We start from the raw sequence: 4,375 nt of genomic DNA on the forward strand, positions 1-4,375 counted from the left end.
TTTAAATACTAATGGGAAGATAGATAAAAAAGCTTTACCTGAAATTGAATACGTAAGACAAAAAGAATATGTACCACCAAAAGGAGAAATAGAAAAGTTATTAGTTAAATCCTTTGAAGAAGTGCTGGGTATGAATTCAGTAGGACTTGAAGATAGCTTTTTTGAACTGGGAGGAGACTCTATAAAGGCCATTCAAGTATCTTCTATAGTCCGAGAAAAAGGATATAATCTTAATATTAAGGATATTATGAGTCTTCAAACTGTAGGTAAGATTTGTGCTTCAAAAGTTATAAAAAAAGAAATTGTTGAGTATAGTCAAGATCCAATATCAGGGAAATTAGTTCTTTCTCCAATACAAAGAAGATTTTTTGAATTAGATTTGGAAAATAAAAATCATTTTAATCAATCTGTAGTTTTAGAAATGGATTCACGTTTAAAGAAAGATCTTTTAAAAAAGTCTTTAGAGAAAATGGTAATACACCACGATATTTTAAGGGCTGTTTATGATTCAGACCAAATAGTTAAGTTGCCTAATGAAGTCAAAGATTTATTAGTTTTTAAAGAGGTGATTATAGCAGAAGTATTAGAGGAGAATATAAAGGAAGAGATTGAAAAGATTATTAAATATGAACAAGGTACTATGGATATAGAAAATGGACCTTTACTTCATTCTATATTATTCCATACTAATATTAAAGATTATTTAATGATATGTATACATCATTTAGCAGTAGATGGTGTCTCATGGAGAATATTGACAACAGATGTATTCACGACTTATGAACAAATAGAAAGAAATGAAGAAATTAGTTTACCAAACAAGACGGCGTCATATTTAGATTGGGTTGAAAGTTTAAAGAAATTTGGTGTGAGTGATGAAGCTAAGAATGATGAAGATTATTGGGTAAATGTTGTATCTGAAGGAAAGATTACAGATGAATTATTTTCAAAACCATTAGCACAAAATAATCTGGAAAAACGAATATCTTTATCAAGCTTCTCATTTTCTAAAGAAAAATGTACAAAAATGATGAAAGAATACCATGAGATTTTTGGAATTCAAACTGATGAATTTTTTATTATGGCTTTAAGTATTGCTTTGAATAAATGGAAAAACACATCATCTTATGTGTTGGAGATTGAAACCCATGGTAGAGAAGAACTTAATAAAGATATTAATATTAATAGGACTGTAGGTTGGTTTACTAATTTGTTTCCATTAGTCATAACCAATAGTTCTAATATAAATGATATAGCAATAGAAGTAAGAAGAAAGTTTTTAAAGATTCCTAATAAAGGGATGACTTATGGGATATTAAAATATTTAAATGGTAATAGGTCATTAAATATACATGCTGATTTAGGGTTTAACTTTTTAGGAGATACTTCTATAGAAAATAATAATTTTAAAGGAATAAGATATTGCAATAAATTTAATCGATTTGATATTAATTCTAAAAATGTATTATTTCATCCTTTGACAGTAAATGGGGCCTATGTTGAAAATAAAGTGGTATTTACTAATTATTATGATGGATTATTTGTTAGTGAAGAAGATATAAAGGAATTTGAAGATTATTTTGTAGATGCTCTTAATGATATTTATGATTTTGCATATTCTGATTTAATATTCAAAGAACCAGTAAATATTGTAGAGGAAGTAAGTGATGTTGAGTTTTCAAGTGAAGAAGTAGATTTACTTAATCAGCTAATGAGGGAGTTGGAATAAAATGATTAAAGGAAAAGCAATTAAAACATCTTTTGTAGGTCCATCTAAAAATAAGGATAAAAAATTTTCAGAGTATATATATGAAAATAATAGAAAGATGTATTTCTTCGCAGTGTTTTTTTCAGTAATATCTTATACTCTTAGCATAGGAGTTGCACTTATATTAAAGCAGTATATTGATAAAGGAATTGGAGGAGGATTTCAAGAACTTTACCGTCTAATATTTATTTCAGTAGCATTTATAGGAATAAATATTTTAGTAAATTTAATTGAAACTATTGTAGTGAATAAATTTGCTAAAAAGGCATTACAGAATTTAAAAAAAATAATAGTAGAAAAAATTTTAACTTTAAGACTTAAAGATTTTAATAAAGAGAAAACTGGGACATATATTTCTATACTTAATAATGATTTGACAATTATAGAACAAGATTACATTCGGGGGGGGATTACATTAATATCACAATCTATTATGATAATTGTTGGTATCTTTCTTATGTTTTATATTAATTGGAAACTAGCAATATGTGTATTAGTATCCTGTGTGCTACCTTTAATTATTTCAGCTATTTTTAATAAAAAGTTAGAAATTGCTCAGAAAAATGTATCTTTAAATAACAGTAAATATACTTCTTTTATTAAGGATATACTTACTGGATATTCTGTGATTAAAAGTTTTAATATCGAAAAAGAGGTACTTAATTTATCAGAAAACAAAGTAAATGTTCAAGAAAAAACTAAGGAGAAATATCAGATATTACTTGGTCTTGTAACGGCTTTGACTCAAAATAGTACGATTATAATTGTAATAGTATTATTTATTGTAGGGGCCTGGCTTACTATAAAAGGACAAATGACTATAGGCGGAATACTTGCTTTTGTACAGCTTCTCAATAATGTGACATCTCCTATAAATGAAGTAGTTGCAGGTATAGCTAAAAAGAAAGCAAGTGTACAGTTATTAGAAGAATCTGATAAATTATTAAAAAGAGAAATAGAAATAGGTACTAAAGTTAATAAAGTGCAAATGAAAAAAAACATTAAAATAGAAAATTTGAGTTTTGCATTTGAACCTAACGAAGAATATGTATTAAAAAACATTAATTTAGTTTTTGAAAAGGGAAAATCCTATGCCATTGTTGGATTAAGCGGTAGTGGAAAATCTACATTACTTAAACTTTTGGCGGGATATTATGACTGGTTCGAAGGAAATATTTATATTGATGATATTGAAATACGAAATATTCATGAAACATCTTTAACTCAATTATATAGTATTGTACAACAGGATACTTTTGTTTTCGATGATACTATTGAAGAAAATATTAAACTTTATAGAGAATGGCCTGTGGACCAAGTAAACTTTGCCATTAGCAATGCAGGTATGAATTCCTTTCTTAAAGAAAGGGGAGGAATGCAAGTGCTGTGTGGAGAAGGTGGTATGGGATTATCAGGTGGAGAAAAACAACGAATTTCTATTGCAAGATCATTAATTAAGAAACCATCAATATTACTTATGGATGAAGCCACTTCTGCCTTAGATTTAAAGACAACGAGGGAATTAGAAGCTTCTCTTGGTCATTTAAAAGATATGACAAGAATAGTTATAACTCATAAAGTAGATGAAGAATTATTAAAAGATTATGATTGCATTATAATGATGAAAGATGGAAGGGTTTCTGAAATAGGTAATATTAATGAGTTGTTAAAACAAAAGGGAGAATTTTATTCGCTTTGTCAATTAAGCGATGAATTAAATGAGGTGTAAAATGATAAAAATTAAAAAAAATTTACTAGTAAGTTTATCCTTTATATCTATTGCTTTATTAGGATGTTCAAATGAATCTCATGAAAGTGAATTAAATGGAGATGAGAATATTGATAGAGAAGATGTAAAAGTAGAGCAGAAAAAAGCAATTAATCAAGAAGAAAATAAAGATGATGAAAGGACTAATAATATGGAGTCTTATTCAATTACAATTAATAAAGTACAAAATAAGAAAACAAAATTAGTTGGAAATATAGTATTGAATGAAAATTTTGATGAGGTTTGTGAGGTAACAGGTAATGATTCAGATCTTGTTTCTGTATCAATAGATGAAAATAAAAAAAACATTAATATAAGTAGTAATAAAAGATACTTGGATACTTCTGGTAATTTAGTTATAAAAATTGGTGTGCCTATAAAGAATATAAATATAAATCAAGGTAAGTTTAATCTAGATATATCTGTAAATTCTACAGAGCAATTCCATGGCGTATTTGAATGTGCAGTTAATGGAGAAATAGAAAGTAATAATGTTAATGTTCTTGATTTGGATTTTCTTGGATCAGGTAATATTGAATTAGAAGGAAATGTAGAATATTTAGATATTTTTATAGAAGGTTCTTCTATTATTGAAGGTAAAAAAATGGAAGCTGATGATGTGAAAGTTAAATTAGAAGGTGTAGGAAGTTGTAGTGTATATTCCCATGAAAGCTTAACTGCCTATGTTGAGGGTGTAGGAAGTATAACTTATTATGGGAAACCAGATTTAATAGATAAGAAAGTAGATGGATTAGGATTTATTAAAGAAGGGGATTAGATTACAATAGGTACTCAATTGAGTACCTATTGTTTTAAATAATTCATCATATTTTGACTAA

General features: G+C 27.2%; 3 protein-coding genes. All 3 read left to right on the plus strand.

What is annotated here, in order from left to right; genetic code table 11:
- Nucleotides 1–1,729 (plus strand): condensation domain-containing protein (locus ACTHUW_RS12530; RefSeq protein ID WP_442213505.1); only part of this gene is annotated, 1,729 nt, incomplete at its 5' end.
- A gap of 1 nt (nt 1,730) precedes the next feature.
- Nucleotides 1,731–3,497, plus strand: a complete 1,767-nt coding sequence (locus ACTHUW_RS12535) for an ABC transporter ATP-binding protein (RefSeq protein WP_442199268.1) — start codon at nt 1,731–1,733, stop codon at nt 3,495–3,497.
- Between the two features lies 1 nt (nt 3,498).
- A complete protein-coding gene (locus ACTHUW_RS12540) occupies nt 3,499–4,314 on the plus strand; it encodes a GIN domain-containing protein (RefSeq protein ID WP_442213508.1) in 816 nt (271 codons plus the stop codon).
- The last annotated feature ends 61 nt before the right edge of the window (nt 4,315–4,375 follow it).

Source organism: Senegalia sp. (in: firmicutes) (assembly GCF_052088025.1).
GTDB lineage: Bacteria > Bacillota > Clostridia > Tissierellales > SIT17 > Anaeromonas.

What these genes read in the sequence shown, in the direction of transcription:
- ACTHUW_RS12535 (WP_442199268.1), top strand. Translation starts at nt 1,731, where the DNA reads ATGATTAAAGGAAAAGCAATTAAAACATCTTTTGTAGGTCCATCTAAA.
- ACTHUW_RS12540 (WP_442213508.1), top strand. Translation starts at nt 3,499, where the DNA reads ATGATAAAAATTAAAAAAAATTTACTAGTAAGTTTATCCTTTATATCT.